We start from the raw sequence: 21,353 nt of genomic DNA on the forward strand, positions 1-21,353 counted from the left end.
GTTGTTCGTCTGCTTTCTTCGCACGACGCCACAGGTCGCCGGTGCGGGTTTCCGGAGAGAATTCGGGAGCCGGGACACTCGGCGGGCGACGGTCCCCCTGTGGCAGGGGCGCACGCGAGCACACAGCAGCCGCCTATTCTTCCACGCTCTGCGGCCTGCGCCAAAATCGGCCGTCGGGCGTGGGCTTCCAGCCGAGGATGCTCAGGGCCTCCCGGTCCTTCTTGTCGAAGGCGGAGGCCTCGCAGCGCTCGATCAGGTCGGGCCGGTTCGCGGCCGTCCGGCGGAAGGCCTCGTCCCGGCGCCACCGGGCGATCTTCCCGTGGTGGCCGCTGAGCAGCACGTCCGGGATGCCGCGGCCGCGCCACTGCGGGGGCTTGGTGAAGACCGGCCCCTCCAGCAGGTTCGCCATCTCGCCGGGGGCGAAGGAGTCGTCCCGGTGCGATTCGGCGTTGCCGAGGACCCCGGGCAGCAGCCGGGCCACGGCCTCGGTGACGACCAGGACGGCCGCCTCGCCGCCGGCCAGGACGTAGTCGCCGATGGAGACCTCGTACACCGGCATCCGCGTCGCGTACTCGTCCATGACGCGGCGGTCGATGCCCTCGTAGCGCGCCGGGGTGAAGATCAGCCAGGGCCGCTCGGAGAGCTCGACGGCGAGTTCCTGGGTGAACGGGCGGCCGCTGGGCGTGGGGACGACCATGACGGGCCCGTGGGCGCCGGACTCGTAGCCGTCGGCGAGGGCCGCGTCGAGGGCCTCGCCCCAGGGCTCGGTCTTCATGACCATGCCGGGGCCGCCGCCGTAGGGGGTGTCGTCGACCGTGTTGTGCCGGTCGTACGTCCATTCCCGCAGGTCGTGGACGTGTACGTCGAGCTGGCCGCGGGCCCGCGCCTTGCCGACGAGGGAGACGTTCAGCGGCTCCAGGTACTCGGGGAAGATCGTGACGACGTCGAGACGCATCAGGCTTCCTCGGCCCCGGCCTCGGCCCCGGCCTCGGCGTCGGCGTCGGTCCCGGCCTCCGCGTCACGCGCCGAGGCGATCTCGGCGCGGTCGTCGATCAGCCCGGGCGGCGGCGTGATGACGCAGCGCTGCTCCTCCAGGTCGATCTCGGCGACGATCTCCTCGACGAAGGGGATCATCACCTCGGTGCCGTCCGGCCGCTCGACGATGAAGAGGTCCTGCGAGGGGAGGTGGGAGATCTCGGTGATCCGGCCGATCTCGGTCCCGTCCTCCAGCACCACGTCCAGGTCCATCAGCTGGTGGTCGTAGTACTCGTCCTCTTCCTCCGGCAGCTCCGTCGGATCCACCTCGGCGATCAGCAGGATGTTGCGCAGCGCCTCGGCGCCCGTGCGGTCCTTGACGCCTTCGAAGCGGAGCAGCAGCCTTCCGCTGTGCACGCGGCCCGTCTCGATGGTCAGCGGACCCGCCGACGCCGGCTCGGTCTCAAGGACGGCACCGGGCCCGAGCCGCAGCTCCGGCTCGTCGGTGCGCACCTCGACGGTGACCTCACCCTTGATCCCGTGGGCGCGGCCGATCCGCGCGACTACCAGCTGCACTGTGTGTCTCTCCTGTTCAGACGACGACGGGCCGGGGCGGGCACGTATGCCCTCCCCGGCCCGTGCCGGTGATTCAACTGCTCAGCGGACCTGGTCCACGTCGACGAGGTCGACGCGGATCCCCCGGCCGCCGATGGCGCCCACGACGGTACGCAGAGCACGTGCGGTGCGGCCGTTGCGGCCGATCACCTTGCCGAGGTCATCGGGGTGGACCCGGACCTCCAGCACCTGCCCGCGGCGCAGGTTGCGCGAGGCGACCTGCACGTCGTCGGGGTTGTCCACAATGCCCTTCACGAGGTGCTCAAGAGCCTCCTCGAGCATGATCAGGCCTCGGTCGACTCGGCGGTGGCCTCAGCCTCGTCCGCCTTCTTGTCGGCCTTCTTCTTCTGCGTGATGGCCTCGCCCTTGCCCTCGCCGATGCCCTCAAGGGCCTTGGCGAACTCGTCGAAGGAGCGACGCTTGCTCTCCTTCGTCTCCGGCTGCAGGAGCGGCGCGGGGGCGGGAAGGCCCTTGTGGGCCTGCCAGTCACCGGTCAGCTTCAGGATGGCGAGCACAGCCTCGGTGGGCTGGGCGCCGACGGACAGCCAGTACTGCGCACGCTCGGCGTTGACCTCGATGCGCGACGGGTTGTAGGTCGGGTGGTAGATACCGATCTCCTCGATCGCGCGACCATCCCGGCGGGTGCGGGCGTCGGCGACGACGATGCGGTAGTGCGGCTGGCGAATCTTGCCGAGGCGCTTGAGCTTGATCTTGACTGCCACTGGAGTGGTGTCTCCTGAACTTGACGTGGTTGGGCACATGAGATGCCACGTGGGGTTGCGGTACTCGGGTGCCCGATGGACGCGTCAGCCGGAGGAGAGAGGGGTCCTATGCGACTGTCGAGTACAGCTAGCCATTGTGCCACATGCCTGCGGCGCTTCTCACGGCGAGTGGCCATCAGCGGCGCGCGGGCGCGCGACTGAGCTCCGCCCCGCCCCGCGGAAGCGCGCGGGACCACCCCGCCCGCCCCTCACGGCCGGGTGCCGGGGGGCGCCGGGCTCAGGAGGCGGCGACCGCGACGGCCGCCTCGGGGATGCGGAAGGGCTTCATGCAGCCGCCGCACACGATCGGCGCCTGGGCCAGTACGGAGGGGACGACCCGCACGTTGCGCCCGCAGTCGCAAACCGCCTTGACGCGCACCCCGCCGCCGGAGGAGCCGTGCCGGGCGGCCGGACCGCGGAAGCTGCGCTTGGTGTCGGCGGCGGTGGCGACCGTGTGCGCCTTGAGGGCGCGCTGGAGCCGTTCCATCGTCGGGCGGTAGCGCTTCTTCGCCTCGGGACTGAGCGAGACCAGCGAGAAGCCGCTGCTGGCGTGCGGCTCTTCCGAGTGGTCCAGGCCCATCTCCTCGGCGATCGCGAGGAATCTGCGGTTGTGGTAGCGGCCGGCGCGCGAGGTGTCACGGACACCGCGGGCTGCGGCGATGCCGTGGACTGCCTCGTGCAGCAGTCGCTCGAAGGAGAGCTCGGCGCCACAGGCGGACGAGGACTCTCCGATCAGGGACTCGGGCGCGGCAAGGTCAGGCAGCTCGGGGTGGTACCGCTGAATGTCGGCCCACGCCTGCGCCAGCTCTGCGGCGAGAACAGGTGGTGTCGTGCTCACGTCGTAACAACGAGCCGGAGTGCCCAGGTGTTCCGATTCCGGGCCATTCCAAATTTTTTGCACGTACCAGTCAGTTCAGTCTCATGTGTCCTGACGAGGACGGGTGCGTAGAAGTCAGGAGGAGTCGGTACGTAACGTCGACCAAAGAGACCAGCCCCGGCGTGCGGCGCGGGCCGCACGCCGGGGCGTGGGAAGACTGCGGTGGCGTCGGGTGCCGACTGGCCGCCCGCCCGCTCAGTACGAGCGCGCGACGATCGCGAGCGTACCGGGAGCGTCGTCCGTCTCCGGGACCGATCCGTCCGCCGCGATCAGGCAGCGTACGGAGACGGCCTGCTCGGCCAGCTTGGCCTCGCCCTCGGGGCCGAGGTCGGCCCACGGGATCCGCGCCCAGCCACCGGCGATGGCGGCCTCGGCGGCCTCCTCGATGGTCGAGACGTCGGAGGTACGGGCCTCACGGCGCTCGCGGGACTCGCGCAGCAGCTGCGCCTGGTCCTCGTCCAGCACCTTGGGCAGCAGGTCGAGCAGCGCGGAGATCTGCACCGCCTCCTTGCCGCCCGGGATGCGGCGGGCCAGCATCGCGGTGCCGTTCTCCAGGTCGCGCGGGCCGATCTCGATGCGCACCGGTACGCCCTTGAGCTCCCAGTCCACGGCGCGGCGGCCGAACGGGGTGTCGACGCGGTCGTCGACCTGGACGCGCAGTCCGGCGGCCTTCAGCTGGGCGCCCAGCTCGCGGACCTTGGCCACGGCCGCGTCGCCCTTGATCGCCATGACGACGACCTGGACGTGCGCGAGGCGCGGCGGGACGCGGAGGCCGTTGTCGTCACCGTGGGACATGATCAGGCCGCCGACCATGCGGGTCGAGACGCCCCACGAGGTCTGCCAGACGAGCTCCTGCTTGCCTTCCTTCGACAGGTACTGCGTGTTGAAGGCCTTGGCGAAGTTGGTGCCGAGCTCGTGGCTCGTGCCCAGCTGGAGGGCCTTGCCGTCGCCCATCATGCCCTCGAGGGTGAGGGTGTTGATGGCGCCGGCGAAGCGCTCCTTGGCGGTCTTGCGGCCGAGCACGACGTCGATGCCGAGCACGTTCGTCATGAAGTCGCCGTACACGTCCGTGTGGATGCGGGCGGCGTAGTCGCGGGCGTCCTCGTACGTGGCGTGTGCCGTGTGGCCCTCCTGCCACAGGAACTCGCTCGTACGGAGGAAGACGCGCGGGCGCATCTCCCAGCGGACGACGTTGGCCCACTGGTTGATGAGCAGCGGCAGGTCCCGGTAGCTCTGGACCCACTTGGAGAAGTAGTCGTTGATGATCGTCTCGGAGGTGGGCCGGACGACGACCGGCTCTTCGAGCTCCTTGCCGCCGCCGTGCGTGACGACCGCGAGCTCGGGGGCGAAGCCCTCGACGTGCTCCGCTTCCTTCGTCAGGTACGACTGCGGGATGAACAGCGGGAAGTAGGCGTTCTGGGCGCCCGCGTCCTTGATGCGCGCGTCCATCTCCTGCTGCATCCGCTCCCACAGCCCGTAGCCGTACGGTCGGATGACCATGGTGCCGCGGACCGGACCGTTGTCGGCCAGCTCGGCCTTGTTGATCAGATCCTGGTACCAGCGGGGGAAATCCTCCGCCTGGGGGGTGAGAACGGGTGCCTTTGCCATGGCGCGAATGGTACGGCGCCCGGCGCACCGAGCGTGAATCGGGTGGCGCACTCCTCTGGACGCGGGGGCGAATGGGGAGTTCCCTGGCAACGGGGGCAAGGGGGCGACACGGAATCAGGAGCGCTCTTTCGATGACACCGACGCCGACGGCGACGCTCGTCGCCCGGGACTGGGCGGAGATCCAGGAACGGATGCTGGTACCGCTGTACGAGGCGGTCTACGACCGGCTGGAGGTCGGGCCGGGCAGCCGGCTGCTCGGCCTCGACTGCGGGGCCGGGCTGGCCCTCCTGCTGGCCGCGGGGCGGGGAGCCCTGGCCACGGGGGTGGAGCCCGATCCGGCCCGCCGGGCGCTGGCCCGCGAGCGGCTGCTGGAGGTGATGGCGGCCCCTCCCGCACCCCGGGTGCCGTACGACGTGCTGCTGGCCTTCTCGCCGCGCCCGGCCGAGCTGGCGCGGGCCCTGCCGGCGGTCCGGCGGGGCGGGGCGGTGGTGCTGGCCGACTGGGGCCCGGCGGAGCGGTGCACGGTGCCGCAGGTGCTGGGCGGCGGGCCGGTGGCGCGGGACCTGGACGCGGCGGTGGAGGCGGCGGGGCTGGTGCCGGACGGCTCGGGGCGGGTGTTCTGCCCGTTCGGGTACGCGGACGTGGACAGCGCGGTACGGGGGCTGCTGTCGACGGGGCTCTACCAGTGCGCCGATCCCGCGCTCGCGGAGAAGGAGCTGGCCGAGGCCCTTCACCCGTACGAGCGCGGCGACGGAGCCGTGTGGCTGCCGAACATCTTTCGGTACGTGATCGCCCGGGTGGCCTGACGCCACTTTGACGACAGGGCCTAGGAGTCGGCGGCTCGCGGGCCGGCGCCGTCGGAGTCGGTGTTCCTGGCCGGGCGCGGGATCCCGGCGGCGGCGTAGGCGGCCGGTTCGTCGAGGGTCTCGCTGGCCAGGAGCGCCCGCGCCAGGGCGTCCAGCTTCGGGCGGTGCTCGCGCAGCAGGCGGAGGGCCTCCGCGTGGCACTCGTCCACGATGCGCCGCATCTCGTGGTCGACCACGTCGAGGGTGGCCGGGGCGGCCAGCAGCCCGTACGGGCTCTGGGCGTCCGCCGGGATCGCCGTCAGGCGGCCGACGCGCTCGCTCATCCCCCAGCGTCCGACCATGCCGCGCACGAGGTTGGTGACCTGTTCGAGGTCGTTCTCCGCGCCCGTGGTGATGACGTCGAAGACGAGCTGCTCGGCGGCCATGCCGCCGAGGGCGCCGATGATGCGGCCGCGCAGGTAGTCCTCGGTGTACGCGTACCGGTCCGCGTCCGGTGTCGAGAGGGTGACGCCGAGCGCCCGGCCGCGCGGGACGATGGTGATCTTGCGGACGGGGTCGGCGCCCGGCTGGAGCATGCCCAGCAGGGCGTGCCCGCTCTCGTGGTACGCGGTGCGGCGGCGCTCCTCCTCCGGCATGACGAGCGAACGCGCCGCGCCCAGCTGGACCTTCTCCAGGGCGTCCATGAAGTCCGCCTGGGTGACCCGGTCCTGCCCCCGCCTCACGGCGAGGAGGGCGGCCTCGTTGGCGAGGTTGGCCAGGTCCGCGCCCGTCATGCCCGGCGTGGTGCGGGCCACCTGCTCCAGGTCCGCGTCCGGGGCCAGCGGGATGTCCCGGGTGTGGATGCGCAGGATGGCCTCGCGGCCGGACCGGTCCGGCGGGGAGACCGCCACCGTGCGGTCGAAGCGGCCGGGCCGGATGAGCGCCGGGTCCAGGACGTCCGGCCGGTTGGTGGCGGCCAGGACGACCACGCCCTCCGAGCCGGAGAACCCGTCCATCTCGGTGAGGATCTGGTTGAGGGTCTGTTCGCGCTCGTCGTGGCCGCCCATGGCGGCGCCCCCGCCGCGGACCCGGCCGATGGTGTCGATCTCGTCGATGAAGACGATCGCGGGGGCCACCTTGCGCGCCTCGGCGAAGAGTTCGCGGACCCGGGAGGCGCCCACGCCGACGATCATCTCGATGAACTCGGAGGCGGAGGCGGAGAAGAACGGCACTCCGGCCTCGCCGGCGACGGCCCGCGCCAGCAGGGTCTTGCCGGTGCCGGGCGCTCCGGCCAGCAGGACCCCGCCGGGCATCCGGGCGCCCAGCCGCTGGTACCGCTGCGGGTTCCTGAGGAAGTCCACGACGTCGCCCAGCTCGCCCTTGACCTCGTCGATGCCGGCGACGTCCTCGAAGGTGGTCCGTTTGGCACCCGCGAGTTCGACGGGCTTGGGCGGTGCCTTGCGGCCCAGCCCGCCCATGCCGCCCATGCCGGACATCCGCCGGGCGACGAGCACCCAGAGCAGGACCAGCAGCAGCATGGGGGCCAGTGAGAGCAGCAGGTTGGCCAGGAAGCTGCGCTGGACGACGACCGGGGAGGCCGTGACGGTGACGTTCTGCTTGGTGAGGCTGGCCCAGAGCTGGTCGTCGGCGAAGGCCGGGCGCTGGGTGACGAACTTGGTGTAGTCCCCCTTGTCGCCGTCCGGCAGCGGCCGCTCGGCCTTCAGCTGGCCCTGGATGGCGTCGCCCTTGGAGTAGATCTTCGAGACGTTGCCGTCGGCCACCTGCTTGCTGAACTCCGTGTACGAGATGACCGGCTCGTCGCCCTCGTTGAAGAAGGACAGGACCAGGTTGGTCACCAGGTAGACGATCAGGGCGGCCAGGATCAGTCCCCGCCAGCCGCCGGGCATCCGCCTCTTCGGCGGCGGACCGGGCGGGGCGCCCTCCGAGCGCCAGGGCGTATCGGCCCGGTCGCGCGGGGGCACGGGGGTAGGCGTGGGCACGGGGCCTCCTTCTGCCGTCCTCCCGGCCGACGATAAGGGACGTACCGGGGCATCGCGCTCGCAGGACTTCCGTCCGCGCGCGCCGCCGACCGGGTGAGACCCGGCGCCGCCGGACGGGTCCGCGCCGGGTCCCCGGGGCGTCGGGGCGGGTGCCGGGGCGCGGATCGACCATTCTGGCCCCGGGCGAGATCCGGCCACCCGGATGACCACGGGTACCGGCCCGCGCACCGCCCCGGAAGACCGCGCAGACGACCGAGGACGGCCGTGGACGATCAGCTCGCACTCCGCATCCGGCTCTTCCGGGACAGCGGCCGGGTCCGCCCCGAGGTCGCCGCGTTCGTCACCGCCGAGCTTCGCGCGCTCGCGGCCGAGGGCCGGACCGTCACCGAGGCCACGGCCGGGATGCTGACGAGCCATCTGCTGCTGGCCCTGACCCGGGTGCTGGACGGGGAGCCCGTCGAGCCCGGCGAAGCCGACGGGCGGGTGGCCGCCGAACTGGCCGGTCACCCCGAGGCCGTGGAGCGGGCCCGCGCCATCTCCGGGCGCGCGGCGGGCTCCCTCGGCGCCCTGCTGCCCGCCGCCGAGATCGGCTTCCTGGGCCTGCACCTCGCCGCGCTCGCCGCGCCTCCCCTTGAGAACCCGTCCCGCTGACCCGTCCCGCCGACCCGGCGCGCAGAGCAAGGAGCACGACCATGGCGAAGATCCTCACCGGTGGCGTCGGCAAGGCCGAAGTGGCCACCGCCGTCACCGGCCTCGGCATCGCCGGCATCGAGATCGCCGTCTCCAGCGACATGGACGCGGCGGCGGCGCTCAGCGCGGGCCGGGCCGACTACTTCCTCGGGACCTGCCACACCGGCGCCGGCGCCTCCCTCGGGGTGCTCGTCGGTCTGCTGGGCCGCGCCGACTGCCACACCTTCGGCCGGTCGGTCCCCACCGAGGCGGATGTCACGGCCCTGCTGGCGGAGGGCAAGCGGGTGTTCGGCTTCTCCCTCGACCGGATCGACACGGTCGCCCCGCTGATGGCCCGCGCCATCGCCGCCCGGACCGTCTGACCCCTGGTGGGCACCGCCCTCGCCGCCGCCGCGGACGCCGCCGGCCTGGACTTCTCACCGGCCCAGAAACTGCTGGTCGTCGGGGTGTGCGCGCTGACCGCGGGGGCCGCGCACATGGCGCTGGCCGTCTTCAACGACGGCGTACGCCCGTTCATGCTCGACTTCATCCACGGGCGCGCCACCCGCAACGCGACCGGCGCCGTGTCCTTCGGGCTCTCGGCCGGGTTCGTGTTCGGGCTCGGGGCGCCGATGGCGCTGTCCACCGGGGTGCTCAACCCCTGGCTGCTGTTCCTGCCGACCGACGTGCTCGGCATCCTCGCCCCGCGCCGCTGGCTGGCCCCGCTGCTCGGCGCGGCCTGGGGCGCCGTCGTCGTCTACGGCCTGGGCGGTGCGAACGAGCTGGCGCACGGGCTGCCGGTCGACTTCCTGACGGCCATGCGCCAGATGTCCACGCCGATCCTGTTCCTGTTCGCGCTGTTCCCGGCGCTCGCGGTGACCAAGCAGTTCGGGCGGCTGCGGGGCGCTCTGACGGGCGCCGTGACGCTGGGGCTGGTGGTCCTGACGATGCGGGTGTGGCCGGGGGTGTTCGCGGGCGCGCCCGCCATGGCGGTGGGCGTGCTGATGCTGATCGGCTTCGCCGTGGCCGCCGACGTGCGGACCGCACGGGCCCCGGGGACCGTGGCAGCGGAAGGGGCCGGGGGCGTGGGTATGGGCCCGGGCGCCGAGGATCCGATGGCCTCGCTGTTCAGCTCCGGGGCGGCCCGGCTCCGGCGTCACCTGCCGCTGTTCATGGCGCTCGGCGCGGGCGTCTGCGCACTCGCCCAGATGAAGGTGTTCGGCGGGGGCGAGGCGACCAGCTTCCTCATCGCGAAGGGCCAGTACGCCGAGGCCGCGCAGGTCGACTTCTACCGGGTGTTCGGCTTCCTCCCGCTGATCGCGACGACCGCCCTGGCCTCCGGCGCGTACGGGATCGCGGGCTTCACCCTCGTGTACCCGATCGGGTACCTGCTGCCGAACCCCTTCGTGGCGGCCGCCGTCGGCGCCCTCGTCTTCGCCCTCGAAGTCCTCGCGCTGTCCTCCATCGGCAGGGCGCTGGGCCGGCTGCCGAGCGTCCGCGACTGTTCGGAGCACCTGCGCGCGGCCATCGGGGACGCGCTCGGGCTCGCCATCCTCTTCGGCTCGCTGATGGCCGCCAACGCGATGGGCGGCGGGCTCGGCATCCTGATCTGCGGCGGGCTGTACCTGCTCAACGAGGCGATGGGCCGGCCGGTGGTAAGGATGGCCGCCGCCCCGGCCGCCGTCCTCGCCGGCGGTGTGGCGCTCAACGGGCTGTACTGGCTGGGCCTGTTCACCCCGGTGGCGGGAGGTCCGGCATGACGGCCGTCGCCGTGCGCACGCTGCGGACCGTACTGGGGCCGCTGGCGGCCACGGCCGTACGGGGACCCGCGCTGGCCCACGAGCACCTCGCCCTGGACCTGCGCCGGGCGGGGGACGGGGCCGCCGCCCTGGACCCGGCGGCCGACGGGCCCGCCGTCACCGCGGAGCTCACCGCGCTGCGCGAGGAGTTCGGGCTCTCCCTCGTGGTGGAGCTGACCTGCCGGGGCATGGGCCGCGACGCCGCGGCGCTGGCCCGGATCTCGCAGGCTTGCGCGGTGCCGGTGGTGGCGGGCACGGGCTGGTACCACGAGGGGTTCCACCCGGCGGAGGTCGGGTGCGCGGAGGTGGCGGAGCTCGCCGCGACGCTGATCGCCGAGATCGAGGGCGGAATCGGCGCCACCGGCATCCTCCCCGGGGTCATCGGCGAGGTCGGCAGCCACGGCGACCGGCCCAGCGAGCCCGAGGCCCGCTCGCTGCTGGCCGCCGCGCGGGCCGCCACGGCGACGGGGCTCTCGGTGGCCACGCACGCCGGGCTGGGGCGGGGCGGCCGGGCCCAGCTGGAGCTGCTGACCGGGGCCGGGCTGGCGCCGCACCGGATCTGCGTGGGGCACCAGGACCTGCTGGACGACCGCGCGGCGCACCGGGAGCTGGCGGCGGCGGGGGCGTACGTCGCCTTCGACACGGTGGGCAAGGAGCACTACCGCAGCGACGCCGTACGGCTGCGGCTGCTGCTCGCCCTGCTGGAGGCTGGGTACGCCGACCGGGCGCTGCTGAGCTGCGACGTCTCCCGGCGCGCGTACCTGTCGGCGCGCGGCGGGCAGGGGTACGGGCACCTGTTCCGCTCGTTCCTGCCCCGGCTGCGGGCGGCGGGGGTGGGCGAGGACCTGATCGACCTGATGACCCGGCGCAATGTGCTCCGGTTCCTGACCGGCGCCGAGGCCGACGCCGGCCTCGTGGAGGAGGAGTGCCGGTGACACGGCTTCCCGAGACGTTCCCGCTGGCCACGATCCCGCTCACGGACGCGGTGGCCCGCCAGTTCCGGCTGCTGGAGTGCGTCGCCGCCCGTTTCGAGGGTCCGCAGCTCTTCGAGGCGGACGCCGGGGTGGTCCCGGGGCTGGGGCGGCCCCGGACGACCGCCCGGGTCGAGGCGGTGCTCGCCGAGTTCCTGGGGGCCGAGGACGCCGCGCTGGTGCAGGGCGCCGGGACCGGCGCCATCCGGGCCGCCCTGGGCGCCGCGGTGAGCGCCGGGGAACCGCTGCTGATCCACCGGGCGCCGGTGTACCGGAGCACGGCCGTCACCCTGCGGGGGCTGGGCGTGCAGTGCGTGGAGGCCGACTTCAACCGGCCCCGCGACCTCAAGGAGGCACTGGCGGGCGGGCGGTTCCGCTTCGCCTACGTGCAGCACACCCGCCAGCGGCTCGGGGACTCCTACGATCCGGGGGAGGTGCTCGCCGCTTGCGCGGCCGCCGGGGTGCGGACGGTCGTGGACGACAACTACGCCGTGCTGCGGGTCCCGGCGTGCGGGGTGGAGCTGGGCGCCGACGCCTCCTGCTTCTCCCTGTTCAAGCTGCACGGGCCCGAGGGGGTCGGGGTCGTCGCCGGGGCCCGCGATCTGGTCGGGCGGGTCCGCCGCGACAACTACTCCGGCGGCGGGCAGGTCCAGGGGCAGCAGGCACTGGACGCGCTGCGGGCGCTCACCCACGTCCCGGTCATGTGGGCGCTCCAGTCCCAGGTGACGTGGGAGGTGGCCGCCCGGCTGGCGGCCGGGGAGGTGCCGGGGGTCGCGGAGGTGCGGATCGCGAACGCGCAGGACCGGTGCGTGCTGGTGCGCCTGGAGCGGCCGGTGGCGCGGGAGCTGCCGGCCGTCGCGGCCCGTTTCGGGGCGGCGCCGTATCCGGTGGGGTGCAATTCCCGGTACGAGATCGCCCCGCTGTTCTACCGGTTGTCGGCCTCCTCGCTGGAGGACTCCCCCGAGCTCGCCGACCGGGCGGTGCGGATCAACCCGATGCGGGCCGGGGCGGATCTGGTCCTGGGGATCCTGCGCCGCTCGCTCGTGGAGCTGGACCGGGGCGGGCTCGGCCGGGGCCGGGACCGGGAAGGCGGCCGCTGATGTTCCTGGACGCGGTGCTCGGGCGCAATCCGGCGCTGGTCGAGGCGGCCTCCGCCCTGCACGGCGCGGGGGTGATCCCGCCCGACACGTACGTGCTGGACCTGGACGCCGTCGAGGCCAACGCGGCCGCGCTCGCCGCCGGGGCGCAGCGGTACGGGCTGGGACTGTGGTGCGTGGCCAAGCAGTTCGGGCGCAGCCCCGAGCTGGTCAGGGCCGTCGCCCGGCACCTGCCGGCCTTCGCCGCGATCGACCCCGCCGAGGCGCGGGCGCTGCGGGCCGCCGGGGTCCGGGCCGGGAACCTGGGGCACCTCGTGCAGATCCCGCGCCGGGCACTGCCGGAGCTGCTGGCCTGGCGCCCGGAGGCGGTGACGGTGTTCGACCTCGACAACGCGCGGGCCGTCTCCGAAGCGGCGCGCGCGCTGGGCTTCGTACAGGACGTGCTGGTACGGCTGGAGGCGGCCGCGGGGACGGGGTTCGCCGGGCAGGAGGGCGGCGTACCGCCGCAGGCGCTGGAGGGGTGTGCCGAGCGGCTGGAGCGGCTGCCGGGGATCCGGATCGCGGGGGTGACCGCGTTCCCGTGCGTGGTGTGCGACCCCGTCTCGGGGCGGCCCGGGCCGACCTCGAACCTGGCGCGGGCGGTCGCGGCGCGGGCGGCGCTGGCGGCGCGCGGGCACACGGGGCTGAAGCTGAGCGCGCCGGGCGCCACCTCGGTGGCCGCGCTGCCGCTGCTGGCGGAGCACGGCGCCACCCACGGGGAGCCGGGGCACGCCCTGACGGGCACGACCCCGCTGCACGCCGTGGACCTGCGGCAGCCGGAGCGGCCCGCGTACGTGTACGTGACCGAGGTGGCGCACACCCTCGCCGACGGCCGTCCGGCGGTGTACGGGGGCGGGTTCTACCCGCGCGCGGTGATCCGGGGCGCGCTGCTCGCGCGGACCGGCGCCCGCCTCGCGGTCGAGGAGGCCCCGCCCGGGAACATCGACTACTACCGCCTGCTCGCGGCCCCGGCGGCCGGCGCCGGGCGGGTGCGGGCCGGGGACACGGTGGTCCTGGCCTTCCGCACCCAGATCTTCGTCACCCGTAGCCGCGTCGCGGTCGTCTCCGGGCTGTCCGGCGGGTCGGCGCGGCTGGTGGGGCAGTACGACGCGCTCGGCCGGGCGTACGGGAAGGGCCCCGGCCGTCACGACGACCGGGGCCCTTCCCGCGCACGGGTTACTTCATGAACTTCTTGAACTCGTCCGGGAGGTCGAAGTCCTGGCCGCCCTGGCCGCCGGCGGGCAGCCCGAACGGGTTGCCGGCGGCGGGCTCCACGGCCTGCGGGCCCTGCTCGCGCCGGGCGGCGGCAGCGGCCTCTTCTTCCTTGCGCTTCATCGGGTTGCCGCTCTTGCGCTTGCCCTTGGCCTGCTTGACCTGCTTCTTCTGCCGGCCGGGGCCGCCACCCATGCCCGGGATGCCGGGCATGCCGGGCATCCCGCCGCCCTGAGCCATGCGGGACATCATCTTGCGGGCCTCGAAGAAGCGCTCGACGAGCGACTTCACGGCGCTGACCTCGGCGCCGGAACCCTTGGCGATACGGGCGCGGCGCGAGCCGTTGATGAGGTGCGGGTCCTGGCGCTCGGCCGGGGTCATCGACTTGATGATCGCCGCCATGCGGTCCACGTCGCGCTCGTCGATGTTGTTGATCTGGTCCTTGATCTGACCCATGCCCGGCAGCATGCCGAGGAGCTTGGAGATGGAGCCCATCTTGCGGACCTGCTCCATCTGGGCCAGGAAGTCGTCGAGCGTGAACTCCTTGGGACCCTTCGCCAGCTTGGCCGCCATCTTCTCGGCTTCGGCCTGGCTGAAGGTCTTCTCGGCCTGCTCGATGAGGGTGAGCATGTCACCCATGTCGAGGATCCGGCCCGCCATGCGGTCGGGGTGGAACGCGTCGAACTCGTCGAGCTTCTCGCCGTTCGAGGCGAACATGATCTGCTTGCCGGTGACGTGCGCGATGGAGAGCGCGGCACCGCCCCGGGCGTCGCCGTCGAGCTTGGAGAGCACGACGCCGTCGAAGCCGACGCCGTCGCGGAAGGCCTCGGCGGTGTTGACCGCGTCCTGGCCGATCATGGCGTCGACGACGAAGAGGATCTCGTCCGGGCTGACGGCGTCGCGGATGTCCGCGGCCTGCCGCATCAGCTCCTGGTCGATGCCGAGGCGGCCGGCGGTGTCGACGATGACGATGTCGTACTGCTTGGTGCGCGCGTACTCGATGGAGTCCTTGGCGACCTGGACCGGGTCACCGACGCCGTTGCCGGGGGCGGGCGCGTAGACGGCCACGCCGGCGCGCTCGGCGACGACGCTGAGCTGGTTCACGGCGTTGGGGCGCTGGAGGTCGCAGGCGACGAGGAGCGGGGCGTGGCCCTGCCCCTTCAGCCACAGGCCGAGCTTGCCGGCGAGGGTGGTCTTACCGGCACCCTGGAGACCCGCGAGCATGATCACGGTGGGCGCGGTCTTCGCGAAGCGCAGGCGGCGGGTCTCGCCGCCGAGGATCGAGACGAGCTCGTCGTTGACGATCTTGAGGACCTGCTGGCCCGGGTTCAGGGCCTTGGAGACCTCTTCGCCGCGGGCGCGCTCCTTGACGTTCGCGATGAAGGAGCGGACGACCGGGAGGGCGACGTCGGCCTCAAGGAGGGCGATACGGATTTCCCGCGCCGCAGCGTCGATGTCCTGCTCGGAGAGGCGACCTTTGCCCCGGAGGGACTTGAAGGTCGCGCTGAGGCGGTCGGAAAGCGTATCGAACACGGTGGTCGCGATTCCTCGGGTCGGGGGCGTGTGGTCGCCCCCCAGGGTATCGGGCCCTTCCCCTGTCCGGGGACCCGCCCGTTCCCGGACCTGAGCCCGGCCCGCGCCCGGCCCGCCCCCGGCCCCCGCGCGACGGCCGCCGCCGCGCGGGGCCGGGCCCCGGGTCAGCGGAGGGCGGCTTCCAGGGTCGCGGCCAGCGCGGTGGCCGCCGGGGCGGTGAGGGGTTTGCCGTCCGGGTCGACGACGTACAGGGAGTCGACCGCGTTGGCGCCGAGGGTCGAGACGTGCGCGCTGCGCACGCGGACCCGGGCGGATTCCAGCGCCCGCCCGATCCGGTGCAGCAGCCCCACCGCGTCCGGGGCGCGCACCTCCAGGACCGTGGCCAGCGAGGACACGTCCGGGACCACCGTCACCCGCGGCGGCGGCGGGACGACGCCCCGCCGGCGCGGGTAGGCCGCCTCCCGGTCCGCCAGCTTCGCCGGGACGTCCAGCGAGCCGTCCAGCGCCCGGATCAGGTCCGTCCGCAGCCGGGCCCCCTCCGGCAGCGCCCCGTACTCGGCGGCCACCCGCCACCGCAGCACCAGCACCTCGCCCAGCCGGTCCGGGAGCTCCAGCGAGCGCAGGTCGGCGGCGCGGACGGTGAGCCGGTGCAGCGCCAGGACGCCCGCGACCGCCGGGAGGACCCCCGGCTGGTCGGGGACGGCGACGACCAGCTCGACCCCGACCACGTCCTCCTCCTGGCGGGCGTGCAGCGCCAGCACCGGCTCCCCGGTGCGCAGCGCCTCCACCGCCAGGCGTTCCTGCTCCGTCGAGGGGATCTCGGCCTCCGAGGCCGGCGGGGCCGCGCCCCGCAGGACCGACGCCACCCGCGCCACCAGGTCCGCCACCAGCGAGCCGCGCCACGCGCTCCACGCCGCCGGGCCGGTGGCCAGCGCGTCCGCCTCCGTCAGGGCGTGCAGTATCTCCAGCGTCCCCGGTGATCCCACCGCCTCCGCGACCGACCGCACGGTCGCCGGGTCGTCGAGGTCGCGCCGGGTGGCGGTGTCGATCAGCAGCAGGTGGTGCCGTACGAGGACGCCCAGCACGGTGACGTCCCGCGCGTCGAAGCCCATCCGCTGCGCCACGTCGCGCGCGATGGTCTCGCCCGCCACCGCGTGGTCCCCGGGCCAGCCCTTGCCGATGTCGTGCAGCAGGGCCGCCATCAGCAGCAGGTCCGGCCGGCTCACCCGGCGGGTCAGCGCGGAGGCCCGTACCGCCGTCTCGACCAGGTGCCGGTCGACCGTCCAGGTGTGCACGGGGTTGCGCTGCGGGCGGCACCGCACCCGCTCCCAGTCGGGCAGCAGCCGCGTGATCAGACCCTCGGCCTCCATCGCCTCCCACACCACGACCGTCGGCTCCCCCGCCCCCAGCAGGGTCACCAGCTGCTCCCGCGCCTCCGCCGGCCACGGCACCGGGAGCGGCTTCGCCTGCGCCGCGAGGCGCCGTACGGCGTGCAGCGACACCGGCACGCCCGCCTGCGCGGCCGCCGCCCCGAACCGCAGCGGCAGCACCGGATCCCGGTCGGGCCGGGCCGCCAGGGCCAGCACGGCCTCCCCCTCGGACTCCACGACCCCCTCGGCGAGCGGCGCCCGCTCGGCCGCCGCCTGTCCCCGGGCGCCCAGCAGCCCGCGCAGCCTCGGCCGGGCCGCCCGGGCGCGCAGCACCCGCCCGACCTCCCGCCAGGTCACGTCACCGGCGTACGAGACGACCCGGGCGGCCTCGTACACCTCCCGCAGCAGCGCGTCGGCGTCCAGCAGCCCGAGCCGGGCGGCGACCTGGTCCTGCTCCTGGAGCGAGAGCCGGTCGGTCGCCCGGCCCGTCACCAGGTGCAGCGCGTCCCGGGTGTCCAGGAGCCGGCGCCGGGCCTCGGCCAGTCCCTCGCGCGGGGCGTCGGCGAGCCAGGAGGCGGCGACGGCCCGCAGGGCGGTGGCGTCCCGGAGCCCGCCGCGGGCCTCCTTGAGGTCGGGTTCCAGCAGGAACCGCAGCTCCCCGGACCGCTCGGCCCGCTCCCGGCACAGGGCGTGCAGCTGCGGCAGCCGTTTGGCGGCCTGGTTGCGCCAGTCGGCCAGTACGGAGGTCCGCAGGGCGGCGAGGAGCCCCGCGTCACCGGCGACGGGCCGTGCGTCGAGCAGCCCGAGGTGCACCTTGAGGTCCTCGGAGGCGGTCTTGCGCGCCTCGGCGGGGGTCCGTACCGAGTGGTCCAGGGCCACGCCCAGGTCCCAGACGGGGTACCAGAGCCGGTCGGCGAGCGCGCTCAGCGCCCGCGGTCCGGCCTTGCCGTCGTGGAGCAGCAGCAGGTCGAGGTCGCTGCGCGGGGAGAGCTCGCCCCGCCCGTAGCCGCCGACGGCGACCAGGGCCGCACCCCGTACGCCGGTTTCCCGTACGGCGGCCGCGAACAGCGCGCCCAGCCAGTCGTCGGTCAGTGCGGCCAGGGCGGAACGCCGGGAGGGCCCGGACCGCGACTCCTCCTGGAGGAGTCGCAGCCGGGCCGCGGCGTAGCCGCCGGGGCCGGTCGGATCGGCCGGACCGGTCGGATCCGTGGTCGTGTTCTCGACGCTCGTCACCCGGTGGCTCCCGTCGCCTAGAGCGCTTCGGCGCCGCGCTCGCCGGTACGGACCCGGACGACCGAGTCCACGGAGACGCTCCACACCTTGCCGTCACCGATCTTGCCGGTGTGGGCGGCGGAAACGATGACATCCATGACGTCGTCGGCCGCGTCGTCGTCGACGAGCACCTCGATGCGGATCTTCGGCACGAGGTCCACGGTGTACTCGGCGCCGCGGTAGACCTCGGTGTGGCCGCGCTGGCGGCCGTAGCCGCTGGCCTCGGTGACCGTGAGGCCCTGGACCCCGAACGTCTGGAGGGCGTCCTTGATCTCGTCCAGGCGGTGCGGCTTCACGATCGCGGTGATCAGCTTCATGCGTCAACCTTCTTGCTCGCGGCGGCGACGGACACGGGGACGGCGGTGCTCCGGGAGGAGGCGCCGCCACCGGCTCCGCTGAAGTCGTAGGCGGTCTCGGCGTGCTCGACCTGGTCGATGCCGGAGACCTCGTCGTCCTCGGTGACCCGCATCCCGATCGTCTTGTCGAGGAGGAAGGCGAGCAGCGCGGACGCGACCAGAGAGTAGGCGAGGACGGCGAAGACTCCGATGGCCTGCTTGCCGAGCTGTGCCAGGCCGCCGCCGTAGAAGAGGCCGGCCGCGTCGGACTGGACGCCTCCGGTGGCGAAGAAGCCGACGAGGAGGGAGCCGAGGACACCACCGACGAGGTGGACGCCGACCACGTCGAGGGAGTCGTCGAAGTTGAACTTGTACTTGAGGCCGACGGCCATGGCGCAGACGACACCGGCGATGGCGCCGATGGCGATCGCGCCGAGCGGGGAGCAGGATCCGCCGGAGGGGGTGATCGCGACGAGGCCGGCGACGGCGCCGGAGGCTGCGCCGAGGGTGGTGAAGGAGCCGTGGCGCAGCTTCTCGTAGCCGAGCCAGGCGAGCATGGCGGCGGCGGTGGCGACCTGGGTGTTGACGAACATGACCGCGCCGACGCCGTCGTCGTTGCCGAGCCAGGAGCCCGCGTTGAAGCCGAACCAGCCGAACCAGAGCAGTCCGGCGCCCAGCATCACGAGGGGGAGGCTGTGCGGGCGCATCAGGTCCTTCTTGAAGCCGACGCGCTTGCCGATGACCAGGATGACGCCGAGGGCCGCCGCGCCCGCGTTGATGTGGACGGCGGTGCCGCCCGCGAAGTCGATCACGCCGAGTTCGAAGAGCCAGCCGCCGGCGCCCCAGACCCAGTGGGCGACGGGGAAGTAGACGACGGTGACCCAGAGGGCCGTGAACAGGGCCCAGGCGCTGAATTTGACGCGGTCGGCGAGGGCGCCGCTGATCAGGGCGGGGGTGATGACGGCGAACATCAGCTGGAAGACGGCGAAGACGTACACCGGGATGGTGTAGCCGTCCCACAGCTCGGTGATGCCGATGCCGCTGAGGCCGACGTAGTCGGAGTTCCAGCCGATGAGGGAGCCGGAGTCGGTGCCGAAGGCGAGGCTGAACCCGTAGAGGACCCAGAGGATCGTGACGATCCCGAGGCTGATGAAGCTCATCATCAGCATGTTGAGGCTGCTCTTGACGCGGACCATGCCTCCGTAGAAGAAGGCGAGTCCCGGGGTCATCAGCATGACCAGGGCGGAGCAGATGAGCATGAACCCGGTGTTCGCGGCAGACAGCGTCGGGGCGTCTGCCGCGAGGGTCGTGATGGCTGATGCCATCGGCGTCTCCTCGTCGTCGGTACGTTCGCGTGCGGGCGAGCGTGAAAACCTGAGCGGCGCAAGGCGTGGGGCCTGGGGGTGGGGGTGGCCCCGCCTGGGGACTGGCCGGTTATTGGCCCTGAGATTCGCGCAGGCCGGTTTCCGGCGGCGCCGCTGCGTGTTTCGCGCCGATGACGAAGAGGACGTACGTGTTACGCGTCCATGAACGGGTCGTTCACGGGACCGGCCGCGGCAGCACCCTGGGAGACCTGGCTGGGGGAGCCTGATCGGGCTTCACGGGGTGGACTGCCGCGGCCGGCGCCTTGGGGGCGGCCCACAGGGCCGTCAGACGGCCTCCGCGGCCTCGGGGAGCCGGGAGGCGAGGTGGTCGGTCAGCCGGACCACCTCGGCGACGTCGCCGTACTCACGCGCGGCGGTGTCCACGGTCTTGCGCAGCCGGGTGTTCACCCTTTCGGACCGCACCTTTCCGGCCACGTCAAGCGCGCGTCCGACGAGGACGGTGGCCTGCTCGGGCTCCCGCTGGAGCAGGTGGACGGTGGCCATGCCGATGAGGTTGAGGGCGTAGGAGCGCTGGTGCTCCTCGTCCTTCTCGAAGAGTTCCACGGCCCGCGCCATCACGGGTTCTGCGAGGGAGGCGTAGGTGGGGCTGCGCCCGGCCACGTAGGCCAGATCGCGGTACGAGTGGGAGTTCTCGCCGTTGAGCTCGGCCTCGGAGAAGAACCGGATCCAGTCGGGCTCGGGCTCGCTGCCGAAGGCGAGGTCTCCGAAGGTGTCCTCGGCCATCCGGACGGCCCGCTTGCAGCGGCTGGGCTGGCCCATGTTGGCGTAGGCGCGGGCCTCCATCGCATACAGCATGGCCTGGGTGCGGGGGCCCGCGCAGTCGCGGCTGCCGTACTGGGCGAGGTGGATGAGTTCCAGGGCGTCCTCGGGGCGGCCGAGGTGGATCATCTGGCGGCTCATGTTGGAGAGGATGTACGAGCCCAGCGGCTTGTCCCCGGCCTCCTTGGCGGCGTGCAGGGCGAGGACGAAGTACTTCTGCGCGGTCGGGTGCAGGCCGATGTCGTAGCTCATCCAGCCGGCCAGTTCGGAGAGCTCGGCGGCGACCTTGAAGAGCCGCTTCATGACCGGGGCCGGGTGGTTCTCCTGGAGCAGGTCGGTGACCTCGTGGAGCTGGCCCACGACGGCCTTGCGGCGCAGTCCGCCGCCGCACTGGGCGTCCCACTGGCGGAACATCACGGTGGTGGCTTCGAGGAGGTCGAGCTCCGGGCCGGACAGCCGCGGGGGGCGGTGCCCGGAGGCGCCCGCCGGCCCGCCCCCGGTGCGCGATCCGGGGTCGGCGGCCGGGACCGGGACGAGCCAGCGCTGCATGGGCTCGATGAGGGCGGGGCCGGCGGAGAGGGCGAGCGAGGTCCCGAGGAACCCGCGCCGGGCCAGCATCAGGTCGCTGCGGGAGAACTCGCCGAGCAGCTCGACGGTCTGGGGTCCGGCCCAGGGCAGGTCCACGCCGGAGACCGAGGGGGTCTGGTGGGCGGTGCGCAGGCCGAGCTGTTCGATGGCGACGACGGAGCCGAAGCGTTCGGAGAACAGCTCGGAGAGGATCCGCGGGACGGGTTCGCGGGGCTGTTCGCCGTCGAGCCAGCGGCGCACCCGGGAGGTGTCCGTGCTGATGTGGTGGGCGCCCATCTGGCGGGCGCGGCGGTTCACCTGGCGGGCGAGTTCGCCCTTGGACCAGCCGCTGCGCACGAACCACGACGTCAGTTGTTCGTTGCGGTCGGCGGTCCCCGGCGGCACTTCCGACTCGGACGACACTTCGGACTCCGCACTCGTTCCGCTTGCGCCGTTGCCGCCCACAGGAACGCCCCCATCCGCTCAGCTTCTTCACACGGAACCCTGGCCGGGGCGGCCCGCGCCGCCTGGGACCTTCACAGGTCCTCCACCGATTGCCTCCGGCATACCCACGCTCGATACGCCTTCCGGGTTCGTGCACTGAAAGTAATCCTACGATCACCTCCACCGCGAGGTCGATTCCAGAAACGCCACCATTCGCCACCCCTTCGAATGAACTAGCCACCGGCCAGGCGCGATTCACTTGACACCTAGGCGAAATCAA

The 21,353-nt window shown here is 73.2% G+C and carries 19 protein-coding genes; 7 read left to right on the plus strand and 12 right to left on the minus strand.

Features of this window, described 5'->3' with window-relative positions; all coding sequences use genetic code 11:
* Nucleotides 1-133 precede the first annotated feature (133 nt).
* The 6 genes from trmD to proS all read right to left on the minus strand — a co-directional run bounded on the left by trmD (nt 134) and on the right by proS (nt 4,836).
* Nucleotides 134-955 (minus strand): tRNA (guanosine(37)-N1)-methyltransferase TrmD, encoded by an 822-nt coding sequence (trmD, locus tag IE248_RS00530; RefSeq protein ID WP_073798394.1) that lies wholly within the window; start codon nt 953-955, stop codon nt 134-136.
* Nucleotides 955-1,551 carry a ribosome maturation factor RimM gene (gene rimM / locus IE248_RS00535; RefSeq protein ID WP_190029764.1) on the minus strand — a complete coding sequence of 199 codons (597 nt, stop codon included), beginning with the start codon at nt 1,549-1,551 and terminating at the stop codon, nt 955-957. The genes trmD and rimM overlap by 1 nt, the downstream gene beginning before the upstream one ends.
* Nucleotides 1,552-1,632: 81 nt before the next feature.
* On the minus strand, nt 1,633-1,872 hold the full coding sequence (locus IE248_RS00540; RefSeq protein ID WP_007266827.1) for an RNA-binding protein: 240 nt from the start codon (nt 1,870-1,872) through the stop codon (nt 1,633-1,635).
* Between the two features lie 2 nt (nt 1,873-1,874).
* Nucleotides 1,875-2,312, minus strand: a complete 438-nt coding sequence (rpsP, locus tag IE248_RS00545; RefSeq protein ID WP_008737511.1) for a 30S ribosomal protein S16 — start codon at nt 2,310-2,312, stop codon at nt 1,875-1,877.
* A 277-nt stretch (nt 2,313-2,589) separates the two neighbouring features.
* The gene (locus IE248_RS00550; RefSeq protein ID WP_190029765.1) at nt 2,590-3,189 is read right to left on the minus strand and encodes a hypothetical protein; all 600 of its coding nucleotides are present in this window, start codon (nt 3,187-3,189) and stop codon (nt 2,590-2,592) included.
* A 234-nt stretch (nt 3,190-3,423) separates the two neighbouring features.
* Nucleotides 3,424-4,836, minus strand: coding sequence for a proline--tRNA ligase (gene proS, locus IE248_RS00555; RefSeq protein ID WP_190029766.1), 1,413 nt, complete (start codon nt 4,834-4,836; stop codon nt 3,424-3,426).
* Nucleotides 4,837-4,967: 131 nt separating this feature from the next.
* Here proS and IE248_RS00560 point away from each other — a divergent pair, with 131 nt between their 5' ends.
* A complete protein-coding gene (locus IE248_RS00560; protein ID WP_037791019.1) occupies nt 4,968-5,642 on the plus strand; it encodes a class I SAM-dependent methyltransferase in 675 nt (224 codons plus the stop codon).
* 20 nt (nt 5,643-5,662) lie between these two features.
* Here IE248_RS00560 and ftsH read toward each other — a convergent pair whose 3' ends face one another.
* The gene (gene ftsH / locus IE248_RS00565; protein ID WP_190029767.1) at nt 5,663-7,621 is read right to left on the minus strand and encodes an ATP-dependent zinc metalloprotease FtsH; all 1,959 of its coding nucleotides are present in this window, start codon (nt 7,619-7,621) and stop codon (nt 5,663-5,665) included.
* A 264-nt stretch (nt 7,622-7,885) separates the two neighbouring features.
* Here ftsH and IE248_RS00570 point away from each other — a divergent pair, with 264 nt between their 5' ends.
* From IE248_RS00570 to IE248_RS00595, 6 genes are read left to right on the plus strand one after another with little or no spacing between them, the layout of a single operon-like run.
* Nucleotides 7,886-8,272: a transcriptional antiterminator gene (locus tag IE248_RS00570; RefSeq protein WP_190029768.1), complete on the plus strand. Its 387-nt coding sequence runs from the start codon at nt 7,886-7,888 to the stop codon at nt 8,270-8,272.
* A 41-nt stretch (nt 8,273-8,313) separates the two neighbouring features.
* Nucleotides 8,314-8,673, plus strand: a complete 360-nt coding sequence (locus IE248_RS00575; protein WP_073798390.1) for a DUF2620 family protein — start codon at nt 8,314-8,316, stop codon at nt 8,671-8,673.
* Nucleotides 8,674-8,679: 6 nt separating this feature from the next.
* Complete coding sequence (locus tag IE248_RS00580) at nt 8,680-10,050, plus strand: YhfT family protein (protein WP_190029769.1); 1,371 nt, start codon at nt 8,680-8,682, stop codon at nt 10,048-10,050.
* Nucleotides 10,047-11,024: a phosphotriesterase family protein gene (locus IE248_RS00585; RefSeq protein ID WP_190029770.1), complete on the plus strand. Its 978-nt coding sequence runs from the start codon at nt 10,047-10,049 to the stop codon at nt 11,022-11,024. Before IE248_RS00580 ends, IE248_RS00585 begins: the two co-directional genes overlap by 4 nt.
* The gene (locus IE248_RS00590) at nt 11,021-12,160 is read left to right on the plus strand and encodes an aminotransferase class V-fold PLP-dependent enzyme (RefSeq protein ID WP_373301439.1); all 1,140 of its coding nucleotides are present in this window, start codon (nt 11,021-11,023) and stop codon (nt 12,158-12,160) included. Before IE248_RS00585 ends, IE248_RS00590 begins: the two co-directional genes overlap by 4 nt.
* Complete coding sequence (locus tag IE248_RS00595) at nt 12,160-13,383, plus strand: alanine racemase (RefSeq protein ID WP_190029771.1); 1,224 nt, start codon at nt 12,160-12,162, stop codon at nt 13,381-13,383. The genes IE248_RS00590 and IE248_RS00595 overlap by 1 nt, the downstream gene beginning before the upstream one ends.
* Here IE248_RS00595 and ffh read toward each other — a convergent pair.
* The 5 genes from ffh to nsdA form a co-directional block, all read right to left on the minus strand.
* Entirely contained in the window at nt 13,373-14,941 is a 1,569-nt protein-coding gene (gene ffh / locus IE248_RS00600) for a signal recognition particle protein (RefSeq protein WP_190029772.1), read from the minus strand. The two genes, IE248_RS00595 and ffh, sit on opposite strands and share 11 nt — an antisense overlap.
* 164 nt (nt 14,942-15,105) lie before the next feature.
* Complete coding sequence (locus IE248_RS00605; RefSeq protein ID WP_190029773.1) at nt 15,106-17,544, minus strand: [protein-PII] uridylyltransferase; 2,439 nt, start codon at nt 17,542-17,544, stop codon at nt 15,106-15,108.
* Between the two features lie 17 nt (nt 17,545-17,561).
* Nucleotides 17,562-17,900: a P-II family nitrogen regulator gene (locus IE248_RS00610; RefSeq protein ID WP_008739954.1), complete on the minus strand. Its 339-nt coding sequence runs from the start codon at nt 17,898-17,900 to the stop codon at nt 17,562-17,564.
* Nucleotides 17,897-19,243, minus strand: coding sequence for an ammonium transporter (locus IE248_RS00615; RefSeq protein ID WP_073798385.1), 1,347 nt, complete (start codon nt 19,241-19,243; stop codon nt 17,897-17,899). Before IE248_RS00615 ends, IE248_RS00610 begins: the two co-directional genes overlap by 4 nt.
* 324 nt (nt 19,244-19,567) lie before the next feature.
* Nucleotides 19,568-21,094, minus strand: coding sequence for a transcriptional repressor NsdA (nsdA, locus tag IE248_RS00620; RefSeq protein ID WP_373301440.1), 1,527 nt, complete (start codon nt 21,092-21,094; stop codon nt 19,568-19,570).
* Between the last annotated feature and the right edge of the window lie 259 nt (nt 21,095-21,353).

This window comes from Streptomyces goshikiensis (assembly GCF_014650555.1).
Classification (GTDB): Bacteria; Actinomycetota; Actinomycetes; order Streptomycetales; family Streptomycetaceae; genus Streptomyces; species Streptomyces goshikiensis.

Excerpts from the sequence above, each read along its gene's own strand:
- trmD (WP_073798394.1), bottom strand. The coding sequence starts at position 955 with ATGCGTCTCGACGTCGTCACGATCTTCCCCGAGTACCTGGAGCCGCTG.
- IE248_RS00540 (WP_007266827.1), bottom strand. The coding sequence starts at position 1,872 with ATGCTCGAGGAGGCTCTTGAGCACCTCGTGAAGGGCATTGTGGACAAC.
- proS (WP_190029766.1), bottom strand. The coding sequence starts at position 4,836 with ATGGCAAAGGCACCCGTTCTCACCCCCCAGGCGGAGGATTTCCCCCGC.
- IE248_RS00560 (WP_037791019.1), top strand. The coding sequence starts at position 4,968 with ATGACACCGACGCCGACGGCGACGCTCGTCGCCCGGGACTGGGCGGAG.
- IE248_RS00575 (WP_073798390.1), top strand. The coding sequence starts at position 8,314 with ATGGCGAAGATCCTCACCGGTGGCGTCGGCAAGGCCGAAGTGGCCACC.
- IE248_RS00585 (WP_190029770.1), top strand. The coding sequence starts at position 10,047 with ATGACGGCCGTCGCCGTGCGCACGCTGCGGACCGTACTGGGGCCGCTG.
- IE248_RS00595 (WP_190029771.1), top strand. The coding sequence starts at position 12,160 with ATGTTCCTGGACGCGGTGCTCGGGCGCAATCCGGCGCTGGTCGAGGCG.
- IE248_RS00610 (WP_008739954.1), bottom strand. The coding sequence starts at position 17,900 with ATGAAGCTGATCACCGCGATCGTGAAGCCGCACCGCCTGGACGAGATC.
- IE248_RS00615 (WP_073798385.1), bottom strand. The coding sequence starts at position 19,243 with ATGGCATCAGCCATCACGACCCTCGCGGCAGACGCCCCGACGCTGTCT.